20 protein-coding genes and 1 pseudogene are annotated in these 24,050 nt (G+C 60.7%); 7 read left to right on the top strand and 14 right to left on the bottom strand.

Features of this window, described 5'->3' with window-relative positions:
• Positions 1 to 785 (bottom strand): hypothetical protein (locus F8S13_21465; GenBank protein ID KAB8141087.1); only part of this gene is annotated, 785 nt, incomplete at its 3' end.
• An 8-nt stretch (positions 786 to 793) separates the two neighbouring features.
• Here F8S13_21465 and F8S13_21460 point away from each other — a divergent pair.
• Positions 794 to 1,015 carry a tyrosine-type recombinase/integrase gene (locus F8S13_21460; protein ID KAB8141086.1) on the top strand — a complete coding sequence of 74 codons (222 nt, stop codon included), beginning with the start codon at positions 794 to 796 and terminating at the stop codon, positions 1,013 to 1,015.
• Between the two features lie 86 nt (positions 1,016 to 1,101).
• Here the strand turns inward: F8S13_21460 and F8S13_21455 are convergent, their stop codons facing one another.
• From F8S13_21455 to F8S13_21440, 4 genes are read right to left on the bottom strand one after another with little or no spacing between them, the layout of a single operon-like run.
• On the bottom strand, positions 1,102 to 1,815 hold the full coding sequence (locus tag F8S13_21455; GenBank protein KAB8141085.1) for a hypothetical protein: 714 nt from the start codon (positions 1,813 to 1,815) through the stop codon (positions 1,102 to 1,104).
• Positions 1,816 to 1,832: 17 nt separating this feature from the next.
• On the bottom strand, positions 1,833 to 3,023 hold the full coding sequence (locus F8S13_21450; protein ID KAB8141084.1) for an RHS repeat-associated core domain-containing protein: 1,191 nt from the start codon (positions 3,021 to 3,023) through the stop codon (positions 1,833 to 1,835).
• A gap of 34 nt (positions 3,024 to 3,057) precedes the next feature.
• Entirely contained in the window at positions 3,058 to 3,402 is a 345-nt protein-coding gene (locus F8S13_21445) for a hypothetical protein (GenBank protein ID KAB8141083.1), read from the bottom strand.
• A gap of 12 nt (positions 3,403 to 3,414) precedes the next feature.
• Positions 3,415 to 4,689, bottom strand: a complete 1,275-nt coding sequence (locus F8S13_21440) for a hypothetical protein (GenBank protein KAB8141082.1) — start codon at positions 4,687 to 4,689, stop codon at positions 3,415 to 3,417.
• On the opposite strand from F8S13_21440, the gene F8S13_21435 reads away from it, so the two are divergent.
• Positions 4,689 to 4,844 carry a hypothetical protein gene (locus F8S13_21435; GenBank protein KAB8141096.1) on the top strand — a complete coding sequence of 52 codons (156 nt, stop codon included), beginning with the start codon at positions 4,689 to 4,691 and terminating at the stop codon, positions 4,842 to 4,844. The genes F8S13_21440 and F8S13_21435 overlap by 1 nt on opposite strands.
• An 83-nt stretch (positions 4,845 to 4,927) precedes the next feature.
• On the opposite strand, the gene F8S13_21430 is transcribed toward F8S13_21435, so the two are convergent.
• The 4 genes from F8S13_21430 to F8S13_21415 form a co-directional block, all read right to left on the bottom strand.
• Positions 4,928 to 5,476: a hypothetical protein gene (locus tag F8S13_21430; GenBank protein ID KAB8141081.1), complete on the bottom strand. Its 549-nt coding sequence runs from the start codon at positions 5,474 to 5,476 to the stop codon at positions 4,928 to 4,930.
• 30 nt (positions 5,477 to 5,506) lie between these two features.
• Entirely contained in the window at positions 5,507 to 7,864 is a 2,358-nt protein-coding gene (locus F8S13_21425; GenBank protein KAB8141080.1) for a hypothetical protein, read from the bottom strand.
• Between the two features lie 246 nt (positions 7,865 to 8,110).
• Positions 8,111 to 8,341: a hypothetical protein gene (locus tag F8S13_21420; protein ID KAB8141079.1), complete on the bottom strand. Its 231-nt coding sequence runs from the start codon at positions 8,339 to 8,341 to the stop codon at positions 8,111 to 8,113.
• Positions 8,342 to 8,863: 522 nt separating this feature from the next.
• Positions 8,864 to 9,265, bottom strand: a complete 402-nt coding sequence (locus tag F8S13_21415) for a hypothetical protein (GenBank protein KAB8141078.1) — start codon at positions 9,263 to 9,265, stop codon at positions 8,864 to 8,866.
• Between the two features lie 335 nt (positions 9,266 to 9,600).
• Between F8S13_21415 and F8S13_21410 the strand changes: the two genes are divergently transcribed.
• Positions 9,601 to 10,332: a class I SAM-dependent methyltransferase gene (locus tag F8S13_21410; GenBank protein ID KAB8141077.1), complete on the top strand. Its 732-nt coding sequence runs from the start codon at positions 9,601 to 9,603 to the stop codon at positions 10,330 to 10,332.
• 59 nt (positions 10,333 to 10,391) lie between these two features.
• On the opposite strand, the gene F8S13_21405 is transcribed toward F8S13_21410, so the two are convergent.
• A complete protein-coding gene (locus F8S13_21405; GenBank protein KAB8141076.1) occupies positions 10,392 to 11,444 on the bottom strand; it encodes a hypothetical protein in 1,053 nt (350 codons plus the stop codon).
• A 489-nt stretch (positions 11,445 to 11,933) separates the two neighbouring features.
• On the opposite strand from F8S13_21405, the gene F8S13_21400 reads away from it, so the two are divergent.
• On the top strand, positions 11,934 to 14,582 hold the full coding sequence (locus F8S13_21400) for a discoidin domain-containing protein (GenBank protein KAB8141095.1): 2,649 nt from the start codon (positions 11,934 to 11,936) through the stop codon (positions 14,580 to 14,582).
• Between the two features lie 1,064 nt (positions 14,583 to 15,646).
• Positions 15,647 to 16,672, top strand: coding sequence for a LacI family transcriptional regulator (locus F8S13_21395; protein KAB8141075.1), 1,026 nt, complete (start codon positions 15,647 to 15,649; stop codon positions 16,670 to 16,672).
• 228 nt (positions 16,673 to 16,900) lie between these two features.
• Here the strand turns inward: F8S13_21395 and F8S13_21390 are convergent, their stop codons facing one another.
• Positions 16,901 to 18,079 carry a S8 family peptidase gene (locus F8S13_21390; GenBank protein KAB8141074.1) on the bottom strand — a complete coding sequence of 393 codons (1,179 nt, stop codon included), beginning with the start codon at positions 18,077 to 18,079 and terminating at the stop codon, positions 16,901 to 16,903.
• A gap of 539 nt (positions 18,080 to 18,618) precedes the next feature.
• Entirely contained in the window at positions 18,619 to 19,539 is a 921-nt protein-coding gene (locus tag F8S13_21385) for an alpha/beta hydrolase (protein ID KAB8141073.1), read from the bottom strand.
• Between the two features lie 352 nt (positions 19,540 to 19,891).
• On the opposite strand from F8S13_21385, the gene F8S13_21380 reads away from it, so the two are divergent.
• Positions 19,892 to 20,935 carry a D-2-hydroxyacid dehydrogenase gene (locus tag F8S13_21380; GenBank protein KAB8141072.1) on the top strand — a complete coding sequence of 348 codons (1,044 nt, stop codon included), beginning with the start codon at positions 19,892 to 19,894 and terminating at the stop codon, positions 20,933 to 20,935.
• Between the two features lie 127 nt (positions 20,936 to 21,062).
• On the opposite strand, the gene F8S13_21375 is transcribed toward F8S13_21380, so the two are convergent.
• Entirely contained in the window at positions 21,063 to 21,734 is a 672-nt protein-coding gene (locus F8S13_21375; protein KAB8141071.1) for a hypothetical protein, read from the bottom strand.
• 223 nt (positions 21,735 to 21,957) lie between these two features.
• Between F8S13_21375 and F8S13_21370 the strand changes: the two are divergent.
• Positions 21,958 to 22,194, top strand: a pseudogene (locus F8S13_21370) (hypothetical protein).
• Between the two features lie 287 nt (positions 22,195 to 22,481).
• Here the strand turns inward: F8S13_21370 and F8S13_21365 are convergent.
• Positions 22,482 to 24,002: a hypothetical protein gene (locus F8S13_21365; GenBank protein ID KAB8141070.1), complete on the bottom strand. Its 1,521-nt coding sequence runs from the start codon at positions 24,000 to 24,002 to the stop codon at positions 22,482 to 22,484.
• Positions 24,003 to 24,050: the final 48 nt, after the last annotated feature.

Below are 24,050 nucleotides of genomic sequence, written 5' to 3'. Positions count from 1 at the left end.
GCGCGCAGGTGCACGCTGCTGCCCTGCTGGAGCTCGCCCGTGAAGCCAAAGCGGGCGACCGCGCCGCGCTCCACCTGGCCCCATGGGTCGTAGTCAATGCTGCTCAGCGCCGCGCCGGTATCGCTCGTGGTCAGGCGCACGCTGCCCAGCGCATCGGTTGCGTACCACGTGCGGGCCGTCTTGCTCACCTCCGCGAGGCGGTCCGCGCCGTAGATATAGTCCGTCCCCAGCGTCTGGATGACCTGCGGCAGCGCCAGCGCCACGTCCTGCGTGTAGGTGATCGTCCCGCTCTGCATCAGCACGCCGTCGCCGTTGTACCGCTGTGTCACGCCGTTCAGCGCGATCACGCGGTCGAGGTTGTCGTAGCCGTAGGTGGTGGTGCCGTCGCTGGTCAGGCGGCCCTTCAGGTCGTAGGTCCAGCCATCGACCTGGTTGGCCGCGTTGTAGGTCTTGCCGCCCTCGGTGCGGTTGCCCACCACGTCGTAGCGGTAGGTGTAGTCGGTCCCGGTGCTCGCGTCCGCGCCGGTCAGGCGGCCCAGGCCGTCGTAGGCATAGGCGATCGTGCGGCTGTGGTCGGGCAGGGTCTCGCGCACCTGGGTGCGCTGGCCCAGCGCATTGACCGTGTAGCCGAAGCTGGCCAGCGTCACGTTGGTGCTGGTCTGCGTGGTCGTCAGCGTGCGCAGCCGGTCGGCCCCGTCGAAGCCGTAGGTGGTCTGCGTGCCGTTGGCGCGCTGCACCGTGGCGGGCCGCCCTACCGGGTCGTAGGTGTAGCTGGCCAGCGGCACGATCCCATCTGACCGAGCTATTCACGAGCGCGGGGCTGGAGCAGACTTTGGCCCAGGGCCGCTCGCCGCACGCGCTGCGCCACAGCTTCGTCACCCTGGCCATCCGGGGCGGGGCCAGCGTCACCCAGGCCCAAGCGGCGGCGCGGCACAAGGACCCGCGCACCACGATGCGGTATGCGCATGACTTGCAAAACCTGGATGATAACGCCGTGGATGATGTGAAGTTTTGAGCGAGGAGAGCACGGCGCGAGCGATGACCCGCCCGCGGGAGGTGAAGCGCACACTGTCGTGGGCGACGATAAAGGCTGTGCGTTTGCTATTTCCCCTGAGTTAGCGTGACAGCGATGCGATGTTGTCGCTCGTAATTGTGCGTAACAATGATTGTCTGATCTTGCGCATCATGAGCAATAGTTTCCTTAAACCACACCGTCATGCTATCGATAACGCCAGCGAATACCGGGCAGTCGCTGTAGAGATTGCAACAGAAGGGGCATGTGGTAATCGTGAGTTCGTACCCTTCATTGTGATCTTGTATCGTATAGGGAATCTCCATCTTGCGCATAATCAGAAGGACAATATCTCGGTGAAGAGCTATGAGGCTTTGAACTCTTTGAGTAGCATGCATGGCCTGATAGCTACTGAAATCTTTCATGAGCAGATTCTTGATACTTAACGTATTCTCATCCGGATCTATATCAGGTGATCCAGACCACCACTTATATCCTACCCTATATAGGCTTTTAGTAGCTATTGGCTCACCTGCGAAAGAGCGTAACCCAAATTGTAGTAACGCTACGTAGGTATAATCAAGTGGTTTCGGGCCTTCAGGCTTACGGCCAAAAAAATATTCTCTTATTGATTCCTTGAAACGTTCTTTTATAGGTTCATCGGCGTCTATCATTGATAAGGGATGTTGATAACATGATAGTGCAAGCCCTCTACCAAGCTCAACCTGTAAATAATATATATATCCATATGATGTTTTCTTTGAAAGAAATAGGTTTTTCTCTTCCTTGAAAAGCTCATTCATAGCATTACCTCCTTTAACTATTTAGAGAAATACCATATGTCATTTATTGGTAGACCTTTATTTATTCGAAAAAGCTCAGAAAGCGTGTAAACTCCTGGATCTTCAGGTAATTTGTATGGTTCTTTCGTCGCTGCGAGATTATATGACATGAAAGAAGGTTCCCCTAAAATACTTTCATCTACGATCGCCGCATGATATACGAGAGCTTCTCCATCAACCACCTTAACAAATAGTGCAATGTCGTCAGGCTTTGGATTCCCAAAATGCCTTCGATATCCTATACGTTCAAATTGCTCGACTATTTGCATACTGTCCGCATCATGATGACCGAGCGCTCTCAAAATATTATTCCAACAATTGACATCGGGATCATCTTGAATAACTTGCATGGCTTGCTTACCTAAAGGTGTTGTTGGTTGTCTTGCAGGAGGAAATCCCCGCGCAGCATTGCTTTCACCGTTTGGCGACGCCAGAGGAGGACGGGGCAACCCAGCGAAAGCGCCACGGACAGTTTCTCCGACATCATTCCATAAGGTCGCAGTGCCATAAACACCTGGGTTGGCAAGCATTGTTCGCGCATCAACATCTCCTTGGTATGCCTGATATCCTGTATATGTGATACCAGCCACCGCCGCTACTCCAGCAGTCGTTTTTGCTGCTTCTGCTATGAGTGCATGGGAGGCAAGATAGGTTGAACCTGCTTCATAGAACCCCCAAAGAGTCATATCAGCAAGGCCATAGCCAGTCAATGCAAGTCCAGCAATCAATGCTGCATGACTGCCCCAGAATGCGTCAAGGTACGCAAAGGCAAGAGCCTTTTCCTGCAATCCAATACTCGGATTATTGATAATACCAACAGCTTGGTCAACATTAGAGCAGTTGAGTGGCTCAGCAGAACGAAGAAACTCAACCGGTGGATAGCACTGTCCAGCGGCATCCGTCAGGTTTATGGGGCTATTACCAACATAGCTGTATGGATTGAGTGTTTGAGATCGGCTTGGATCTCCTCCCCAACTATCCCTGCTTATGAAGCTGCCGCTGGCGGTATTGTACCACCGCGCGCGCAGGTGCACGCTGCTGCCCTGCTGGAGCTCGCCCGTGAAGCCGAAGCGGGCGACCACGCCGCGCTCCACCGCGCCCCACGGGTCGTAGTCAATGCTGCTCAGCGCCGCGCCGGTGTCGCTCGTGGTCAGGCGCACGCTGCCCAGCGCGTCGGTCGCGTACCGAACCTCTTTGGATTACCTACAAACTTTGGGAGTCATGGCATGGATGCTGAGACGGATCTGTGTATACTATAGCGCCGTCTTGATAGAACACAATGTAAGTATGAACAAGCTCTTGACGCAAAATCAACCAAAGTTGATACCCTTCATTTTCGAATGCTTCATAGGTTTCCTTGTTTGGCCAAGCTGAAGAAGCTGGATCATCCCGATTGAGACTAGCATCAAATGTATCTGACCAGTATATTAACCGTTCGACTGTTTCTGATGTAAGCGGGAGCGTGTGCGGGTCAATATCGCCATCACCATTCATCCACCAGAGTGGCCAACATCCATAGTCTGGCATCAACCGAATGGTTTGCTTCATGTACTTTATTCCTTATGGCATAGATCTTGGATTGGCTCCAATAATGTAACCATTTAATGCGAATTGAACAGCAATCCTTAAAGGATTCCCTTTATACATTACTTCGTAAATTACTCGCTCAGTACCCTTGCCTTGATAGCCCACTTCACGGCCTTTGGTAAGAGCATCCATTATCACATCAGGAATATCTTCTGCCGCAACGCCTTTCCGTACAAAATCCATTTCGTGTTCTTCAAGAATGTGTGCAAAACCGGATGATCTGCGCCCCAATGCTGCTGCTTCTGCCTTTGTTTTACCAACTTCTAAGAAGACAACTTTACCCTTAGGCGTTCGTCCAATACGTATGATATCATTTGCTGTAAACTGAATATTGGCTGCTTCAAGTTCAGCAATGAGTGATGTTCGAGCGGATATACCTGCTGCTGTGTTGGTTACTACTGCCGCCCCCCCTGCCCTTGCGGCTAAAAGCGCCCGCACTCCTGCACCAACGCCAAGGACCATCGATGCCTCATCGCCCAGCCCACGCGCCCCTTTGCCCAGGCGATACATGTCATTGCACATGAACCCTTCGCGAAAATCAGTCCAGGGTTGGGTAATCCACCCGCCCACCGCACCCGGCCACGCCGAGACGTTGCTGATCTTGCTCCATGTGGCCTGGTCGTTCTTCCAAGCAGCGGCGCGGGCATCTTCATCGATGGCAAGCCGCCCCAACGTGCCAATGGCCTGCACCGCATTGATCGGTGCACTGAGCGCAGGATTGCTATTGAGCATATAGCCCAGAACATCGTAGTTCCCATCCTCATCGCGCTGGACACCAGCGGCACCGGCGGCATAGGTCAGCCCATCCCCATAGTTCCACTGCCCATTTTTTGCGGCATCATTCCCAATGTACTGGCAACTTGGATCAGGGTTCCACGGCCCCAGGAGCCAGGAGATACACCGCCCGCTCGGGTCGGTGAACCCGGTCGGCTGGTTATAGGCGTACATGTACGGCGCAAGGCTGGCGGGGCTGGCCGGGTCGCCCGCGTAGGGGTCAACGCTGGCGAAGCTGCCGCTGGACGCATTGTACCACCTGGCGCGCAGGTGCACGCTGCTGCCCTGCTGGAGCTCGCCCGTGAAGCCGAAGCGGGCGACCGTGCCGCGCTCCACCGCGCCCCACGGGTCGTAATCGATGCTGCTCAGCGCCGCGCCGGTGTCGCCCATCGTCAGGCGCACGCTGCCCAGCGCGTCGGTCGCGTACCACGTGCGGGCGGGATTGGGATGGAGCAGGCCGCTCGCCGCACTCACTGCGCCACAGCTTCGTCACGCTGGCCATCCGGGGCGGGGCCAGCGTCACCCAGGCCCAGGCGGCGGCGCGGTACAAGGACCCGCGCACCACGATGCGCTACGCGCACAATTTGCAGAACTTGGATGATAACGCCGTGGATGATGTGAAGTTTTGAGGGGAGGCAAGGGAGCGCGGTGGGGCAGTGCGCCGCCGCGCTGGTGGCATGCAGCCAAGAAATGGCGGCGGTGCAGTTTGCGCTCAATCATGCCATAGTTCCTCAAATATTAATCCCTTTAAGTTGTTTTTTGAAATACAATCAAGAAGTTCTTCTTCATCCCCTTTTTCTAGGTCAACCACTAATACTTCGGCTCCACGGGTCTCTGGAATTTTGAAGATGCGAGATTTAGCAAATAACTTTGGGTTAAACACATATTTTCTAGGATATAACCGTAGCCCGTTACTCATTGTTGACCACTCTGTTTCTTCTGCGTCTAAACAACTTATACACTGTGTAACATTTAGCAATGTATATACTTCACCTTTGTAAGGAAGGGGAAGGAGTTCTCCTGCTTCACTTAAGAAGGAAGATAAGACTTTGGTAGCTTGAGGATTTAAAATAAGAGAGTCTCCATGAAAACCAAGAAAGTTTCCGGGAATAAGTTTATCTTTGTATATATATACTGAAGGTGGTGACCATGAGTCTTTTCTAGATGTACCATCAGTCAAAAGAGCTATCTCATCTTCGTCTTTCTCTCCGAGAAAGTATTGATAGTGATTTACATCGGTATATATTCTCGATACTTTCATAATATATCCTTTATTTGTACATATAATTGTTTAGTGTGGAAATACACCCCTAGATATTTCATAGGCAATATCTATTAGAACTTGTTGAACAGCTCCTGTTGATATAGGATTTAAGTTAGGCGCAACGATTAGCAGTCTTGATTCAACAGCTTTATAATAGATACCTGTGTGTATTGGAGCATGCCATACATTGCCAACTGTATAGAACCCCCTTTTTTCAGATCGTGGAAGATATACACCATTATATGCACTATTAATATCAATATTAGCCCGCTGTAATATGATTCGTGATATAGCAGCTGGTTTGTCTTTCCAAGCAACAATATGATGTGCTGCTGTGCCTGGCGGGCGAAGTATTCCTGCTGCTTGCATGTTTTTATCAAGAATATCTGACATCTTTGCTTCAAGGACTGTAGGCCCATGCACCTGTGGGCCTGGGTCCATCGGCGGGGTGCGGAACGAGGACCAATCGAATGGCCCATTGAGGCTGAAGCCCTCCTGATCCGGGCAGGATAGCCCAGGCAGCGGGAAGCCCGAGACGATATCCTCCATTGACGGATTGCGCTGCGTTGGGCCAGTGGGCGGCTCATACTGGATAGGTAGCTGGGGATTCCCAGTATGGGGAAGTCCGGTCGGCACTTGTTGTGAGAACTGATTGTTGTCTGTCCACACATACCCCTGGCCACCTCGGAACAAAAAGTTTGCGCCTCTGGCAACTTGTGCACGCCGTGCAGGAGCCTCCGGTGCAATAGTGTATAAATACGCCATATCGACCGCAGCAACGCCAACGGCGGCAGCAGCCACAAGTGGTGCGGCAGCAGTGGCAGCGGCGGCTCCTACCCCAATCACTGCGGGTCCCGCAAGTGGGTTTGAGTTCACCGTCGTTGCGATGGTGCTGCCAAACTGACAGACAACCTCCATTGACGGGTCCCAGCATGTGCGCCCGCTCGGGTCGGTAAACCCGGTCGGCTGGTTGTAGGCGTACATGTACGGCGCGAGGCTGGCGGGGCTGGCCGGGTCGCCCGCGTAGGGGTCGACGCTGGTAAAGCTGCCGCTGGCGGTATTGTACCACCTGGCGCGCAGATGCACGCTGCTGCCCTGCTGGAGCTCGCCCGTGAAGCCGAAGCGGGCGGGTGCACCGCGCTCCACCTGGCCCCACGGGTCGTAGTCGATGCTGCTCAGCGCCGCGCCGGTGTCGCTCGTGGTCAGGCGTACGCTGCCGAGGGCGTCGGTTGCGTACCACGTGCGGGCCGTCTTGCTCACCTCCGCCAGGCGGTCCGCGCCATACACGTAGTCCGTCCCCAACGTCTGTATGACCTGCGGCAGCGCCAGCGCCACGTCCTGCGTGTACGTGATCGTCCCGCTCTGCATCAGCACCCCGTCGCCGTTGTACTTCTGCGTCACGCCGTTCAGCGCGATCACGCGGTCGAGGTTGTCGTAGCCGTAGGTGGTGGTGCCGTCGCTCGTCAGGCGGCCCTTCAGGTCATAGGTCCAGCCATCGACCTGGTTGGCCGCGTTGTAGGTCTTGCCGCCGTCGGTGCGGTTGCCCACCACGTCGTAGCGGTAGGTGTAGTCGGTCCCGGTGCTGGCGTCGGCTGTTTCCAGACGCCCCAGGCCGTCGTAGGCGTAGTCGATCGTGCGGCTATGGTCGGGCAGCGTCTCGCGCACCTGGGTGCGCTGGCCCAGGGCATTGACCGTGTAGCCGAAGCTGGCCAGCGTCACGTTGGTGCTGGTCTGCGTGGTCGTCAGCGTGCGCAGCCGGTCGGCACCATCGAAGCCGTAGGTGGTCTGCGTGCCGTTGGCGCGCTGCACCGTGTCGGGCCGCCCCACCGCGTCGTAGGTGTAGCTGGCCAGCGGGGTCGGTGCCTGGCCCTCGCTCACCGTCTTGAGCTGGCCATCGGCATAGTAGATGTAGCTCACCGCCCGCTTGCTGGGGTAGATCAGCGTCTGCCGCGCGCCATCCTTGTTGTAGTCATACTCGATGGTGCCCTGCTTGTTGGGCATGGTAACAGTCTTCAGGTGGCCAACCGCGTCGTAGGTGTAGCTGGTCGAGCCCGTCGAGCCCGTCCCATCCGTCATCACCGTCCGGCGGCCTAGCAGGTCGTAGGTGTAGTTGATGCTCAGGCCGGGACTCTTCAGCCGCAACAGGGTGTCGGAGATCGGGCTAATCGTGGTCGCATCCGGGTAGACGATTTTTGTTGGCTGGCCGTTGCCGTTATAGCTCCAGACGGTCTTCCTCCCGAGCGCGTCGGTGGCGGTGAGGTAGAACATGCGCGGATCGAACGTGTAGGTGGTGCGGTTGGCGCACGGGCCATTCGCCTGCGGGCCTGGAGCGCAGCTCGTCGCCACGCTCCAGGCCCACGCCCTGGCCGAGGACGAGGTGCGCATCCCCGCGCCGCACGCGCACCGCTACCACGCCGACTTCGACGCCGACGAGGCGCGGCTGCTTGGCGCGCTGGACTGGCACCGCACCCCACTGACCCCGAGGACGAGCAGTAGGCGCGGCGCAGCGGCGGGCTGGCGGCCTCGTGGGCAGGCGGGGCCGCACGCGCGTGGGCGGCGCGTAGATAAAAGGTGGAGGTAATCATGGCAGCGGAGGAGTGGCAAAATGTGGAAGCTATGGCTAGCGCACAATCATACTTGGATCGGCTTGTAACTTAATGCCTTATCGACAATTTCTTCGGCGCTTGGGTTGTCGCCAAGACCATAGTGATTAGGCCAATAAATCAACCCCTGGATGCCAGGATCTGGGACATTTGCTTTCACCAACTCTAGCCAATCTCCCATCTCTGATGCGGTACCTTCTGCCTTGAGTAGTTTATCCACCAAAAACACTATCTGCGCTCTATCAAGTTTCTGTTTCATCTTAACCTTTTACTATCATAGATATAACTAATAAATCAAATCCCAATCTATATCAATCATAAAAACGCCTTTTTCATAGACCGCTACCTATGCTTCCACGAAAGTACACCATTGATTAAGATTAGCAGTTCCTCATCCAATTAATCCTCATACTTGTCTGGCAAACGGTAAAATATCGCTGAGTTACTAAAATTGGAATTAATCTTATCATTCTTTGGAGGAAATTAGCCATAGCTTAAACATATCAACTTATAGCAAATGGCGCGAATTTTATTATAATCATCTTTATGCGCAAATGATTATAGCCAAATAACCAAATCAGAAAAAGCTATCAAGTTCTTATCAGATTTTCTTATCCGAATATACTCAAAACCATTCTTCCTAACCATAACAAGAATATCATCAACCATATTATTATCCGATCTATCAATATTATTCAGTAGTAGTTTCTTTTTCATAAAATCCTCCTATCATACGTGAGTACACCCACCATCCATCCAGCGCAGGAAGTGCACACACTCACTAAAGATGTAAGCCTTCAAGTCTCTTTCCAAGACGCCGGTCAAAGCTCTCTATCGCCCCATTTATAATCAGCTTCAGATCATCGCGCATCTCATCATCAACCTCATATATGATATAAAAATATATATACTTAATACTATTTAAACCACCCATCAAACGCGGTTCTCTTTTAGCGGGCATGTCATATATAACGCATAAAAATCTCTCATTTACACTTTCTATTACAGATGACATATGAGCTAGCTCATACTTACAAACCAAAATAACAAGATCCGATCTATCATATACGGTAGAAAGGTCGTAGTGCTCCTCTACTGTATAGTGGATATTGATTTCTTCTAAGATACTTAGCAGCTCTTCCCTGTAGACACTATCGGCATCTAATAGCGTGACATGGCGCATTGATTACCTCAATTCAACATCTCCAGGATAAGCATTCACCCTATAGGGGCAAATAGCACATGTTAGCGTGCGCAAGATGTCGCCCCCGGCGATTGTAGCACAGCCCTCGCCCAGCCACCAGCGCGCCCGCCTGCGCATGTGCTGCTATACTAGCCCTGCACATCCCAACCACAAATAGGCGGACATGATTAGGGCGAGGGCTTTGCCTGAGTTGGGGTACGGCGCAGGCGCTCGGCGCGACCGCCGCACGGGCGACATGCCAAATACCGCTCGATAGCCAGCAGTACGACATGTGGATTCGCAGAGCTCTTTTGAGCGAACAGGAGCAACCACCAATGGCCCAGAACATCTACGATGACCCGACCTTCTTCGCAGGGTACAGCCAGCTTGAGCGCTCGGTGCATGGCCTGGCCGGGGCGCCCGAGTGGCCGACCATCCAGGCCATGCTGCCCGATGTGCGCGGCATGGCCGTGGCCGACCTAGGCTGCGGCTTTGGGTGGTTCTGCCGCTGGGCCAGGGCGCAGGGCGCGGCCAGCGTGCTGGGCGTCGACCTCTCGCACAACATGCTGGCGCGGGCGCAGGCCGAGACCAACGACCCCGCCATCACCTACCAGCAGGCCGACCTGGAGGCGCTGGAGCTGCCCGAGGCCTCGTTCGATCTGGTCTACAGCTCGCTGGCCATGCACTACATCGTGGATGTGGCGCGGCTGTTCGGCAGCATCCAGCGCGCCCTGGTGCCGGGCGGGCGCTTTGTGTTCACCACCGAGCACCCGATCTACATGGCCCCGCGCAACCCCAACTGGGTGAGGGATGCGCAGGGCAGCGCAGCGTGGCCGCTCAACCAGTACGGCGCGGAGGGCCCGCGCGTCACCAACTGGCTGGCCGAGGGCGTGGTCAAGCAGCACCGCACGCTGGCCACCACGATCAACCGCCTGATCGAGAGCGGCCTCGCCATCGCCCATGTCGAGGAGTGGATGCCGACCAGGGAGATCATCGCCGCCGCCGGAGCGCCGCCCGAGGAGTGCGAACGGCCCCTGTTCCTGCTGGTGGCGACCCAGAAGCGCTAGGCATGAGGAAATAAAAACAGCCCCTGCGTTTTACGCAGGGGCTGGGCGGCATCCGGCAGCTACACCAGCGGCTGGATGCGGTCGAGCGCCACCCACTCGTTCCACTCCGGCCCAAAGCCATCGTACTGCAGGTAGTGGATGCCCTCGCGCACCTGCTTCACGGTGGCCAGGTACCACTTCTTCTTCCACTTGGCCTGCACCGCCGTGCCCACCGGGTAGCTGGGGCGGGCGATCTCGCGCACCGCATCGGCATCCACCCACTCGTCGTCGCTCTCCTCATAGCCGTAGAAGTGCACTTTCAGCCGGTCGCCATCCACGCCCACGATCTGGGCGCGGTACCACTCCTTCCCGCTGCGCGCCGCCACATTGTTGCCGATGCGCGCGTGGCTGCGCGGGCGGGCCGGGGCCATCACCAGGCCCTGGTCGAAGCCGCCGGTGGTGGCGAAAGTGCAGATCTGCTCCTCGGCGAAGGCCAGCGCGGCGGCGATCTGCTCGGCCAGCTCGGCCAGGGTGATCGTGCCGCTGCCGTCGGCATCCACAAAGGCGTCGCCCTTCAGCCCTTGCAGCAGCGCCTCGGTGTAGGTCCAGTTGCCCGTCGAGGTCTCGCTGGAGAGCGAGGAGGCCAGGCAGGCGTAGCCGATGCGCGACTTCTGCGGCAGCAGATCGGCCATCGCGCCGGAGTAGCAGCAGTCGAGCATGATCATAGCCTGCGCGCCCTGGAAGTGCGCCTCGATCCGGGCGGGCACATCTTCCATGGGCCAGCCGTAGATCGCATCGCAGTCAGCGTCGTAGCTGGCAAAGTAGGCCGCGCCGTCATCATCCTTGTAGCCGTGCCCGCAGTAGTACAGCAGAAACAGCGAGTCTTTCCCGGCGGCGGCCAGGTGGCGATCCAGCTCCTGCTGGATGCGCTCTAGGCTGGCCTGCCGATCCTGGATGTAGATCAGCTGCCCCTGCGGCACCCCGATCTCGCGCAGACACTCCACCAGAGCAGCATCGCGCCGGTTCTCCTGGGGGAAGGGGTCGAACATATCCGCGTGCTTCCACTCCAGCGTCCCGACCACAAAGACCCAGGTCTGTGCGGGATTCCAGCCCCGCGTGCTGCTGCTTGTCACGATGATGCTCCGGTGCTTGTTAGAATGCGTTCACCAGCATAAACGAGCGGGGGCGGGGAAATGGGGAAGCTGAGCGCTCGACGAAGCCAGCTGAGCGCTCGACGAAGCCAGCTGAGCGCTCGACAAAACATGCAGAAAAAATCGCGCCGCCTCGTGCGCAGCCGCCTCATCGCTACGGTCTCGATTATGGCCAGAAGCACCCACTATGCACCTTCGCCGCATGGGCCAGGTGGGATGGAGACTCCTATTCCCTTCGCGCCTTCGCATTCCTTGGCATCTTTCTCCCCGCCCGGCAGGTAGCCGCTTTTGTAGGCGCTTTTGTAGCCGCAGAGCGCTAGTCGCCCAGCGCAAAATATGGTGCAATACATCGCGGTAGCACGACCGGACGAACCACCGTTCAAAGGAGAAACCATGGGTTCACTAGGTATCGGATCACTTCTCGGCCAGCGCGGCATCCGCCGCGGTGCGCCCATTGTGGTGTGCTGCGCCATGGCCGGGCAGCTGCTGGCCCTCGCGCCCAGCGCGGCGGCGCAGAGCACCAACCTCGCGCTGAACCGGCCCGTCACCGTCTCATCGAGCGAGAACGCGGGCGCGTTTCCGGCCTCGGCGGCGGTGGATGGCAACACCGGCACCCGCTGGTCGAGCGCATTCAGCGACCCGCAGTGGCTGCAGATCGACCTGGGCAGCACCCAGAACATCGGGCGCGTGGTGCTGCGCTGGGAGGCCGCCTACGCCAGCGCCTACCAAGTGCAGGTCTCGAACGACGCGGCCTCGTGGTCGACGATCGCCAGCGTGAGCGGCGGCGACGGCGGCGTGGACGACCTGGCGATCACCGGCATAGGCCGCTACGTGCGGGTCTACACCACATCCCGCGCCACGGCCTACGGCGCATCGCTGTGGGAGGTGGAGATCTACGGCGCGGCGACGCCCACCGCCACGCCCACCGCCACGCCGCCGCCCACCGCCACGCCCGCGCCCACATGCGGCAGCGCCAACCTGGCCCAGGGCCATGCCGCACAGGCCTCCTCTAGCGAGGCGGGCACCTACCCAGCCTCGGCGGCCTTCGACGGCAGCGCTACCACACGCTGGTCGAGCACGTTTAGCGACCCGCAGTGGCTGCAGGTCGACCTGGGCAGCGCCCAGCCGATCTGCCGTGTGCGCCTGAGCTGGGAGGCCGCCTACGGCAAGGCCTACCAGATCCAGACCTCGAACGACGCCGCGACATGGACCACCATCGCCAGCGTGAGCGGCGGCGACGGCGGCGTGGACGACCTGGCCATCACCGGCACAGGCCGCTATGTGCGCATGTACGGCACCCAGCGCACCACCATCGATGGCGCGCAGTACGGCTACTCGCTCTGGGAGTTTGAGGTCTACGGAAGCAGCTCGACGAACCCCACCCCTATGCCAACATCCACCGTGCCGCCCACCGCCACGGCCACGCCCACCGGGGTGCCGCCCACCGCCACGCCTGCGCCCACAACTGTGCCTGGGCCGGTGGACTTTGGCCCCAACGTGACGGTGTTCGACCCCAGCATGTCCAGCGCCGACATCCAGGCCAAGCTGAACGCTGTGTTCGCCGTGCAGGAGAGCAACCAGTTCGGCTCCGAGCGCAATGCGCTGCTGTTCAAGCCCGGCAGCTACAGCGTGGATGCCAACATTGGCTTCAATACCCAGATCGCCGGGCTGGGCTTCTCGCCCGACGACGTGACAATCAACGGCTACGTGCGCGCCGAGGCCGACTGGTTCGGCGACAACGGCACCCAGAACTTCTGGCGCTTCGCCGAGAACATGGCCGTGAACCCGCCCGACGGCAACAACCGCTGGGCCGTGTCGCAGGCCGCGCCCTTCCGCCGCATGCACGTGCGCGGCCAGCTGCAGCTCGACCCGCGCAACCACGGCTGGTCCAGCGGCGGATTCATCGCCGACAGCAAGATCGAGGGCCAGGTCTTCTCCGGCTCGCAGCAGCAGTACTTCACCCGCAGCTCGCAGATCGGCAGCTGGTCGAACGGCGTGTGGAACATGGTGTTCGTGGGCGTCAGCGGCGCTCCGGCCCAGAGCTTCCCCGAACCGCCCTACACCGTGATCGGCCAGGTGCCGGTCATCCGCGAGAAGCCCTTCCTCTACATCAACGCGGCGGGCAGCTACCAGGTGTTCGTGCCCGCGCTGCGCACCAACACCAGCGGCAACACCTGGGATGGCAAGACCCCGGCGGGCAGCTCGCTGCCGATCAGCCAGTTCTACATCGTCAAGCCCGGCGCGACCGCCGCCGACATCAACGCAGCGCTGGCCCAGGGCAAGGATCTGCTGGTCACCCCCGGCGTCTACCACCTGAACCAGAGCATCAACGTCACCCGCGCCAACACGGTGGTGCTGGGCCTCGGCCTTGCCACCTTCATCCCCGACGGGGGGGTGGTGGCCATGCGGGTGGCCGATGTGGATGGCGTGAAGATCGCCGGCATCCTGTTCGACGCGGGCACCACCAACTCGCCCATCCTGCTGGAGGTCGGCCCCAGCGGCTCGACGGCCAGCCACGCCGCCAACCCCACCTCGCTGCACGACGTGTTCGCCCGCATCGGCGGCGCGGTGGCGGGCAAGGCCACGGTGAGCGTGGTGGTGAACAGCAGCGACGTGATCATCGACCACACATGGCTGTGGCGCGGCGACCACGGCAGCGGCATCGGCTGGAACACCAACACCGCCGACAACGGCCTAGTGGTGAACGGTAGCAACGTCACGGCCTACGGCCTGTTTGTCGAGCACTACCAGAAGTACAACGTGGTGTGGAACGGCAACGGCGGGCGCACCTACTTCTTCCAGAACGAGCTGCCCTACGACCCGCCGAACCAGGCCAGCTGGATGAACGGCTCGACGCGCGGCTACGCGGCCTACAAGGTCGCCGACAGCGTCACCACCCACGAGGCCTGGGGCCTGGGCAGCTACTGCTACTTCAATGTCGACCCCAGCATCGTGGCCGAGCGCGGATTCGAGGTGCCCAACACCCCCGGCGTGAGGTTCCACGACCTGCTCACCGTCTCGCTGGGCGGCAATGGCACCATCGCCCACGTTATCAACTCCACCGGCGACGCCGCGCAGGGCACGGCCACCGTGCCGGTGAAGATCGTCAGCTACCCCTAGGCGCGGCCCACACGCCGCAGCCGCACGGGCCTGGGTGGGGTATACCCACCCAGGCCCGCCTCTGTCTATCGCACCGCAACCTTGCAGCCCATGCGGCGAAGGTGCCGCCGGTGTTTTGATGGCCCTATGCACGAACGCTAGTTGCCAGGAAACGGCAGAGGAATGCTCAACATTGGGGATTCCAAGGGGGCGATGCCCCTCACGTGGTGCCATGTTTCTGCGCGGGGCATTAGAAAACAACAAAGCACACTATCTTGCGTGCCAGGCCATGCACCGCATGTAAGATTCTCGATCTCACCCACCCGGCCCATGCGGCGAAGGTGCCGCTCAGGCCAACTGGCCATATGCACGAACACCAGCTGCCCGATTTCGGCATAGGAATGCTACAAATTGGGGATTCCAAGGGGGCGATGCCCCCTGGTGGGGTTCCTAGGGGCTAGCCCCTAGGCGCCGCCCGCGCAGGGCATCCACCCACCAACCATTGACCAATGCCATCGCTCATGGAACAAAGCCCAGCGCCGACGGGAAAATGACACCATGTGAGGGCGATGCCCCCTGGTGGGGTTCCTAGGGGCTAGCCCCTAGGCGCCGCCCGCGCAGGGCATCCACCCACCAAACAGGCACTACCGCCATCGGTGATGGGAAACACATCGAAAACGTAATACCATGTGAGCGGCAACGCCCCCTCACCACCGCCCGCGCAGGGCATCCACCCACCAAACAGGCACCACCGCCATCGGTGATGGGAAACACATCGAAAACCTAATACCATATGAGCGGCAACGCCCCCTCACCACCGCCCGCGCAGGGCATCCACCTACCAAACGACCACCTATCACCATCCTCGATGAAGCCACCCAGCGACGCGCCCTGGTATCGCTACCATCCGCACGGCCATGCCCGCCACCGCACAGCAACCCTGCGTAGCCATGCTAGCGCTTGACGCCATCCCCACTTGCGCGATAATGAGGCCACGCATACCGCAGCCACCTGCGCCATACCGCGACCGCCCAGCTCAGGCGCGCGGCGCAGCGCCCCTGGCCGAGCAGAAGAAGTGTGAGACTATGGACAAACCAACCACCATCGAGGACATCGCCCAGCAGGCCGGTGTCTCGGTGAGCACTGTCTCGCGGGTGCTCAACGGCAGCACCCGCGTCTCGGCCAGCAAGCGCGCCCTGGTGCTTGCCGTGATCGAGCGGCTGCAGTATCGCCCCAGCGCCGTGGCGCAGGGCCTCGCGCGCGGGCGCTCGATGACGGTGGGCGTGCTGGTGCAGAACATCACTAGCTCCTTCTTCGGCCTGATGCTCTGGGGCTGCGAGGAGGCGCTAGAGCAGCACGCCTACCGCCCCATGTTCGCCAGCACCCACTGGCGCGAGAACAGCAGCAGCGACGAGCAGCACGCGCTCGACCTGCTGCTCTCGCGCCGGGTGGATGGCCTGATCATCCTGGGCGGGCGGATCGGCCAGAGCCAGCTGCAGCCGATCGTCGAGCAGCTGCCCGTGATCGTGGTGGGGCGGCAGGTGCCGGGCTTCGAGTCCAGCTGCCTCACGGTGGACAACCACGAGGGGGCCTACCGCGCCACCCGCTACCTGATCGGCCTTGGCCACACCCGCATCGCCCACATCACCGGCACGCCCACCCACGGCGACGCCATCGAGCGCGTCCAGGGCTACCGCCGCGCCCTTGAGGAGTCCAGCATCCCGCTCGACCCCGAGCTAATCGTCGAGGGCCAGTTCACCGAGGACTCTGGCCGCAGCGCCGTCGAGCAGCTGCTGGGGCGCGGGGCGCACTTCACCGCCCTGTTCGCATCCAACGACCAGATGGCCTACGGCGCGATGCTCACGCTCTTCACCCACGGCTTCCACATCCCCGACGACATCTCGGTGGTGGGCTTCGACGACCAGCTGCACTCGGCCTACACGCTGCCCCCGCTCACCACCGTGCGCGTGCCGATCACCGAGATCGGCAGGGCGGCGGCGCACACGCTCATCCGCCGCATCGAGGGCGAGGATGCGGCGCTGCCCCAGTTCCACACCGAGCTGACCATCCGCGCCTCGGCCCGCAGGCTGCGCACTGATGTGACGCACTAGCCGCTTTTCAGCAGCCATGTGAGGGTGCGAAGCCCAGTTGCTCGCTTTGTGATTCACATATTTGAAAATCACAGAGCTTCTGTCAAAATAGGCTCTCTCAGCAGATAAAAACGGCATATTCTCTTATTAGACCATACATTCTATCATTTCAATCTATCACCCAACAATAAATACGCCCGCAGCAATGTGCTGCGGGCGTATCCTGTCTCACCTATCGGTGTGCTGAGCTTACAGGCCGGCGGTGTAGATCAGCCGGTTGGGCGTGCCGCTGGGGTTGTTGATGATCACGCCCGTGGTCGAGTTGCTGATGATCCAGCTTGAGACCGTCGCAGCCGAGGCGTCGCCGTAGGTGGCCTTGTACAGGGCGCCCAGGCCAGCCACGTGCGGCGAGGCCATCGAGGTGCCGCTGATGGTGTTGGTGCCGCCGCTCAGCCATGTCGACTTGATGTTCACGCCAGGGGCGTAGGCGTCGACGCAGCTGCCGTAGTTGCTGAACGATGCGATCTTGTCGGTCTTGTCCGACGCGGCCACGGTGAAGGCGCTGGGCGCGCTGGCCGGCGACTTGTTGCAGGCCAGCGTGGTCTCGTTGCCCGCGGCCACCGCCACGAACACGCCCGAGCCAGTCAGCGTCGCGATCGCGCTGTTCACCGCCGACGAGTACGCGCCGCCCAGCGACATGTTGGCCACCGCGTTGGGCTTGTGGTTCTTGGCCACCCAGTTGATGCCCGCGATCACGCCCGAGTTGGTGCCCGAGCCGCTGCAGTTCAGCACGCGCACGGCGTACAGGCTGACCTTCTTGGCCACGCCGTAGGTCTTGCTGCCGATCGTGCCCGCCACGTGGGTGCCGTGGCCCTGGCAGTCGATGCCATTGCCGCCCAGCGCGTCGTAGGCCACCGAGGCGCGGCCCTCGAACTCGGCGTGCGAGATGTAGATGCCGGTGTCGATCACGTAGGCGTTCACGCCAGCGCCCGTGGCGTTGTAGGTGTAGCTGCCCGACAGCGGCAGGTTCTTCTGGTCGATCCGATCCAGACCCCACGAGTCGCTGCTGCCGATTGTCTGTGTGGTGTCGAGCGTGACAACCTGGTCTTCCTCGATCGCGAGGACTTCGCTAAAGCGCTGCAGGCGGCTAAGCTGTTCGGCGCTCAGGTCGGCCACAAAGCCGTTGACGGCCTTGTCAAACACATAGCGCGTGGTCAGACCGCGGTTGCGAACCACGTTCGCAGGCTTCTGGCCCGCCTTCAGGGTGATGATGTAGCGGCCTGCGACGGCCTTGCCCTCGGCGGCCTTCGCCACCGGAACAAGCGTCGAGGCTGCCTCCGCCGAGGTGCCAAAACCCATCTGGAAGGCGACCAGCGCGATCGCAGCGAACAGCTGAAGTGGACGCTTCATGGAAATGACTCTCCTCATGTTAGAACACAACACCGTACCAACGGCGCGAACAGACCTCGGTTTGCAGCATGCCGTCCGCTAGGCATAAAGAACCCGCTGTATCAATCGATACAGCCCGTGTGGTGCAGCCGGGCACCAGCCGAGGGTGAAGCTATGAATATTCAGTACCGACGAGTGAGACAGCGCCATTATAGTTAAGCGTTTGGCTTTTGTCAATATCCGTTTTATTTCTCCCCTTTAAAAAGAGTAATTTCAGCACATTTGCCTAACAGTTGAGTAAAACGGTCTTCCCGATTAAAAATCGTCCTCTCTCACGTGATCCTCATAAAACCGGTTTACGATGCGAAAAAGCCCCAGCCAGCCGCTAGGCAAGCGCCCACCGCGCCGCGCAGGCTTCACCCAAACGGCCAGGGTGCTTTCCGCCGCAAAGCACTGTATGCATTCGATAACTGGCCCGCCCGTACGCTTGTCTAACTCGTACAAACCTGCCTTCAGCCGCCCCTCGGCGATTTTCAACCATTTCGGGATTCTCCTCCCAAGGTATGCGCAGCCCTCCATCACCCCGGCCATGCCTCCCCGCGCAAGAACGCCAGCCGCCGCGCCCACACCGCCTGGCTCTGCGGCCCCGCCCAGATCAGGTGGGTGTCGGCCTGCACCTCGTAGAGCGTGGCGCGCGGGGCCTCGCGTGCCACCCGCTGCGCGTGGGCGGGCGGCACGCTCCCATCGTGCGGGGTATACATGGCCAGCACTGGGCACACCAGCCCCCCCAGGCCATCCACCCGATGCCGCACATCGCACATGAAGCCCCGCCCCGAGCGCATGCTGGCAATCATGCCGTGCACAAAGGCCCGCTCTTCCGGCCCCATGCGGGCCAGCACATCCCCCGCATCCAGCGTTGTCAGCCCGCCCAGCATCATACGCATCACCGGCAGCGGCCAGCGGCGCAGCCCCGCATGCAGCAGCCCCCACGTGAGCCGCTCTAGCCGACCAAAGGGTATGGCCGCCATCCGCTGCGTCGCCGCATCCCACGGCAGGCTCACCGCCGACTCCAGCACCACGTGCGAGACCAGCTGGGGGTGGCGCAGCGCCAGCGCTAGCGCGGTCGGCCCCGCCGCCGAGATGCCGATCACCGCCGTGGTAGCGATTCCAAGCTGCCCCAGCAGCCCCGCAAGCGCGTCGGCGGCGGCCTGGGCGGTGCGCCCCACCGAGGCGGGCGTGGCATCGTACCCAGGCCGCGAGGGCATGACCACCGTGAACCCGGCGGAGGCCAGCCGCTCGTGGCCGAGCCTAGTTGCCCGGGTGCAGTGCCCGCCCTTCAGCACCAGCACCGCCGGACCGCTGCCATCCACCTCGTACTCCATCGGCCCGCTAGGGGTCTGCACGATCTGCACGCTCATCGTCGTCCCTTTCACCATCGCAGAATCTCGCCCGCATGTACGCACGACCACCGCCAAGAGTCGCAGCCATGCAGAAGCCATCCTTTCTGAGTCATAGGAATGCGCGGCAATTCAGATCGACGTAGGGGCGGGTCTCGTGCCCGCCCGCGATGCGTGCATTGCGTTCATCGCAGGTAGCCGTGGCTTCGTGACACATAAAGTCTTTTTGTTCCTTGGAGTCGTGGAGCCTTAGTGGTAAAACATCCTGCTGAACGAGAACGTGTAGCCCTGCGCAGCCCCTGCGCACCACATGGCAGATCGCGCAGGGTTGTGTACAATAGGCCCGATCAGCGCCGACCCACCCGGCCAGGCCAATGGCGCACTGGCGATCTGTGGAGCAGGTGCCGCACGCAGCCGCGGCGGCGATTCTTTTGCGTGAAACGAGATGGAGCCCATGAGCGAAGCGACCTACAACCTCCTGATCACCAGCTACATCGAGCCAGAGTTTGTCGAGCAGATCCGCGCCGTCAGCCCGCGCCTGCACGTCATCTACGAGCCGGACATGCTGCCCAAGCCGCGCTACGCATCCGACCACACCAACACCATGCAGCGCACCCCCGAGCAGCAGCAGCGCTGGGACACGCTGGTCGGCCAAGCCGACATCCTGTTCGATTTCGACTACACCCATATCGACACGCTGCCCGAGCGCGCCACCAAAGCCCGCTGGGTGCAGGCCAGCAGCGCCGGGATCGGCCAGCTGGTGCGGCGGCGCGGCCTGGCCGAGCGTATGCCCAACACCATTTTTACCACCGCCAGCGGCATCCACGCCCAGCCCCTAGCCGAGTTCTGCCTGCTGGCTATGCTTATGTCCAGCCGCGACCTGCGCACCATCCAACAGGGCCAGGCCGCCCACCGCTGGCAGCGCTTCGGCGCGACCGACCTAGAGGGCCGCACGCTGGGCATTATCGGCGTGGGCAACATTGGCAAGCAGGTGGCGCGCATGGCGCGGGCCGTGGGCATGCGCGTGATTGGCAACAAGCGCACCACCCAGGGCGTGGACCCCGCGTCGCTACACCTGGATGCGCTCTACAGCGCCCAGCAGCTACCCGAGCTGCTGGGCCAGAGCGAGTACCTCATCCTGATCGCCCCGCACACCGACGAGACCGAGAAGTTCATTGGGGAAAAAGAGCTGGCGCTGCTGCCCAGGGGCGCGTATCTAATCAACATCGGGCGCGGGCAGACAGTAGATGAGCCAGCCCTGATCGCGGCGCTCCAGCGCGGTCAGCTCTCCGGCGCGGCGCTGGATGTGACCGCCGTGGAACCGCTACCAGCCGACAGCCCGCTGTGGGACATGCCCAACGTCCTGATCTCGCCCCACTCCGCCGCCACCACCGACCGCGAGAACGCCCGCCTCGTACGGCTGTTCTGCGAGAACCTGCGCCGCTTCTTGGCCGGGGAGCCGCTGGAAAACGTGCTCGATATCGAGCTGCTCTACTAGGCCGCCCGCACGCGTGGGGATGTGCGCCCCCCCCACGCAGCCGCCAACCCAACTAGCGCACAAACACGCCCAAGGGGAGGAGCAAGCTGCTCCTCCCCTTGGGCACACATCCCCGCCGATAGATCGGCTAGCGGCTTGGCCGGATGCCCAGCGCCTTCAGCTCCTCGGGCATATCTTTTAGCGCAACGGCAACCACCGCGACAAACCGCTGCAGCCACACATCCAGCGCCTTAAACGCCTCATTCTGCTCGCGCGAGGCCGTCAGAGCATCGGCCTTAGCGCTCTCCTGGGCGATATCAGCCTGCTCGACTTGGGCAATCAGATCGCGCTCGGCGGTCAGCCGCTCAAAGGTGTAGCCTACAGCAGCAATCGTGGCCAGCAGCTCGGGGTGGGTCAGCAGGCCATCGTAGAGCTTGCGGGCACGCTCGACAATCACCGACTGCCTGCGCGACTGCTTGCCGCGCGGGTTGTTCATGGTGCCCAGCTGTAATCCCAGCGCCTCCAGGGCAGAGCGATTACCCGCAAAGATGGCCTTTGCTATCTTGCCAAGGTCATGAATAGAGGCCTTCAGCCGCTGGTAGAGCTGGCGCGCACGCTCGGTCATATTCACCTTCACCAGATGCGCAGCTTGCTGCCGCAGGCGTAGCTCTAGGGCCGAGGCATACAGCGACTTTCCAGCAGCCAGCACAGGATCGTCGTAGCCGACCGTGGCCAGCCGTTCCTGCAGCGAGCGGCGGGTATCGATCACGCCAAAAATCGTGCGCGCACGCTCAAATCGGGTTGGGATAGAGAAAGACATGCTCGTACTCCTTGAGGTTGATCCGATTAACGGCGGTTCAAGGGTAGATGATGGGCTGGGATAACCTCCTTTTAGCATTAAGACATCATCTATATGTTAGGAACATCCTACTATAACTCGTTGCAGCGGTACAAGCAGGTTTTATGTTCAAAACAATAATAAAATAGGATCGAGAAGAGTCGCACTCTAGTTCCAAGCCTGGAGTATAGGATCATCCCGCTTTATCGGCAGGCTCTCCAGCTCATGGCGCACGGCTCGCATATGCTTCTGCCAGCCGTGCACTGGTCTTCGCCAGCCGTGCACTGGTCTTCGCCAGCCGTGCACTGGCCTTCGCCAGCCGTGCACTGGCCTTCGCCAGCCGTGCACTGCCTTCCGCCAGCCGTGCACTGGCCTTCGCCAGCCGTGCACTGGCCTTCGCCAGCCGTGCACTGGCCTTCGCCAGCCGTGCACTGGCCTTCGCCAGCTGTGCATCGAGATCCCGCACGATGCTCACATCATACGATTAGCGGTTGGGGAACCACCGTTGTACCGCTCCAGAGGCAGATCTGAAGCACAACTACGATGCCTACCACATGCACATCGCCCGCATCGTATCGGGCTTTGATGCGGGCAATGACTCCCCATTCTTTCCACACCTGCACCCATTGTCGTGCATCGTGGGCATCACCGCCTACCCAGCGCGAATGATGCACCACGATGCTCGTACTTTTGGTCTTGTGCGCGCCGCGATACAGATTAAAACCGGGCCTAGGGCTGCGGCACAAAGACCGTGCGCGCCGAGTGCCAGACCTCGATGAAGCGGTTCTCAACCTCGCCGGGCCGGTCGGGGTCTTCAAACTGACAGTAGGCCTGGTAGCTGGCATCGTAGGCCATACGCGGGTTGCCTTCGGCGTCGAGCGCCAGCGAGGGCGAGTAGCTGTCCCATACGCCCGACGAGCAGGTGTAGGGCAGCGGCACCGGGTAGCTATCGCTCATCAGATCGTCGTTATCGGCATAGCCATGCTTCCAGCCGCCTGCAGCGGTGCAGCCGCCGTCGCACCATGCGTAGCCAAGATCTGCGCTGGTCAGATAGGCGATTCGTGGCTTGCCAGCGCTATCTAGCTCGATATCAGCCCCGATCCCCTCGCCCTTGGGCAGGTTCAGGTTTAGCGTGTGCCAGCCAGCGGTGCTGAGGCAGCTGCCATCGCACCAGAGGTAGTAGAGCGTATCGCCGCTGCCGTCGTCAGCATCGTATTTGAAGAAGGAGGCGCGCGGGCGGTTTTGCGCATCAAGCGCCAGATCCCAGGCCGGGTAGGGGCCATTGCCGCGCGCCGTCACCAGCGTGCGCTGCCAGCTGGCATCATCCTGGCAGTCGCTGTCGCAGGCGAAGTAGTAGAGGCCGCTCTCGCCCGTCCCATCCAGCGGGTAGAGCATCGCAAACACACGCGGCTTGCCATCCGAGGTAAACTGCAGCACCGGCTGATCCACCAACTCATCATAATACCCCGCCCGATGCGTGAAGCGCGCCTCGGTCCAGCTCGCGGCGTCCGAGCACTTGGCCTGGCAAGAGTAGTAGTAGCCGCCCGTGTGATCTGGCTCGGGGGTAGTGTCCCGATCATAGTACACAAAGGCCGGACGCCCCTGCGCATCCAGCGCAAAGCCGCGCTTGGGCAGGTAGTACGAGCCGACGCTCCAGTAGCCGACAGCGCGCGAGGCCACCGTGGCAAACCGCCAGGCACCCGCATCGGCGCTGCAGCGCGCGTCGCACTCGGCATAGACATAGCTCTTGCTCAGGCCCGAGGTATCGTGCACGCTAAACAGCATGCGCGGGTGGCCTGTGGGCGTCAGCTGCAGCTGAACCTCATCCACCTGATCGCTAAAGCTGACGGAGGCCCACTTCGAGCCATCGGCACACTGCGCGGCGGGCGGCGGGCAGTAGGCGTAGGTGGCCTGCGGGTGTTCGGCCAGCGTTATCGCGTCGTAAAAGGCCACGTGCATGCCCCCCTGGGCATCCACCTGTATCGCAGGGCCGCCTACCTTCTTGGTGGGCTGCAGAAACAGCGCGCCATCCGCCCCGCCCGGATCAGGGGTGGGCGTCTCGGGCGTAGGTGTCTCGGGCGTGGGCGTCTGCGCTTGGCCACGAGAGACCAGGGGCAGGTAGACTGTCCCCCCATCGCCATCGGCGGCAGACACTATCAGCGCGCGCGCCGGAAGCAGCAGCGCGAGGCAGGCAAGCGTAAGGGCAAGCAGAGCAGCGCGGGAAAGACGCCGCTGAGAGGGGCGAACCATGAGCAAGATCCTCCAAGTGATATGAGCATACGGACTGTGCGTCTATCA

The organism is Chloroflexia bacterium SDU3-3 (assembly GCA_009268125.1).
Lineage (GTDB): Bacteria > Chloroflexota > Chloroflexia > Chloroflexales > Roseiflexaceae > SDU3-3.
Note: the sequence above shows the minus strand (reverse complement) of the source record. Positions and strands in the feature narration are given on the sequence as shown.

Coding starts and splice junctions, on each gene's coding strand:
- F8S13_21375 (KAB8141071.1), bottom strand. CDS start 21,734: ATGTCTTTCTCTATCCCAACCCGATTTGAGCGTGCGCGCACGATTTTT.
- F8S13_21400 (KAB8141095.1), top strand. CDS start 11,934: ATGGCCGGGCAGCTGCTGGCCCTCGCGCCCAGCGCGGCGGCGCAGAGC.
- F8S13_21455 (KAB8141085.1), bottom strand. CDS start 1,815: ATGAATGAGCTTTTCAAGGAAGAGAAAAACCTATTTCTTTCAAAGAAA.
- F8S13_21365 (KAB8141070.1), bottom strand. CDS start 24,002: ATGGTTCGCCCCTCTCAGCGGCGTCTTTCCCGCGCTGCTCTGCTTGCC.
- F8S13_21385 (KAB8141073.1), bottom strand. CDS start 19,539: ATGGCTTCTGCATGGCTGCGACTCTTGGCGGTGGTCGTGCGTACATGC.
- F8S13_21415 (KAB8141078.1), bottom strand. CDS start 9,265: ATGCGCCATGTCACGCTATTAGATGCCGATAGTGTCTACAGGGAAGAG.
- F8S13_21390 (KAB8141074.1), bottom strand. CDS start 18,079: ATGAGGAGAGTCATTTCCATGAAGCGTCCACTTCAGCTGTTCGCTGCG.
- F8S13_21380 (KAB8141072.1), top strand. CDS start 19,892: ATGAGCGAAGCGACCTACAACCTCCTGATCACCAGCTACATCGAGCCA.
- F8S13_21410 (KAB8141077.1), top strand. CDS start 9,601: ATGGCCCAGAACATCTACGATGACCCGACCTTCTTCGCAGGGTACAGC.
- F8S13_21445 (KAB8141083.1), bottom strand. CDS start 3,402: ATGAAGCAAACCATTCGGTTGATGCCAGACTATGGATGTTGGCCACTC.
- F8S13_21430 (KAB8141081.1), bottom strand. CDS start 5,476: ATGAAAGTATCGAGAATATATACCGATGTAAATCACTATCAATACTTT.
- F8S13_21395 (KAB8141075.1), top strand. CDS start 15,647: ATGGACAAACCAACCACCATCGAGGACATCGCCCAGCAGGCCGGTGTC.
- F8S13_21420 (KAB8141079.1), bottom strand. CDS start 8,341: ATGAAACAGAAACTTGATAGAGCGCAGATAGTGTTTTTGGTGGATAAA.
- F8S13_21425 (KAB8141080.1), bottom strand. CDS start 7,864: ATGCGCACCTCGTCCTCGGCCAGGGCGTGGGCCTGGAGCGTGGCGACG.